Origin of the sequence: Pseudotenacibaculum sp. MALMAid0570, assembly GCF_040151415.1 — a bacterium.
GTDB lineage: Bacteria > Bacteroidota > Bacteroidia > Flavobacteriales > Flavobacteriaceae > Polaribacter.
In genome coordinates, this window is record NZ_JBDKWF010000007.1 from 1 (window position 1) to 326 (window position 326).

The following is a 326-nucleotide window of genomic DNA, read 5'->3' on the forward strand; positions in this document are numbered from 1 at the left end:
TTTGCAAGTGCAAATGTAGGCACAGGAATTACGATCAATACAAGTGGATATACAATAAGTGGAACTGATTCAGGAAACTATACGTTAACACAACCAACTTTATCAGGAGATATCACAGCTGCTACATTAACTGTAGTAGGATTGACAGGAGATAATAAAGTTTATGATGGCACGACAGCAGGATCAGCTTCAGGAACTGCTACTTTAAGTGGAGTTATAGGAGCAGATGATGTTGTTTTAGGAGGAAGTCCAGTGTTTACGTTTGCAAGTGCAAATGTAGGCACAGGAATTACGATCAATACAAGTGGATATACAATAAGTGGAAC

Annotated in this window: 1 protein-coding gene; it reads left to right on the plus strand. The window is 38.7% G+C overall.

Going from position 1 to position 326, the window contains the following annotated elements:
* On the plus strand, positions 1-326 hold a 326-nt coding region (locus AAON49_RS00030), incomplete at both ends, for a YDG domain-containing protein (protein ID WP_349551722.1).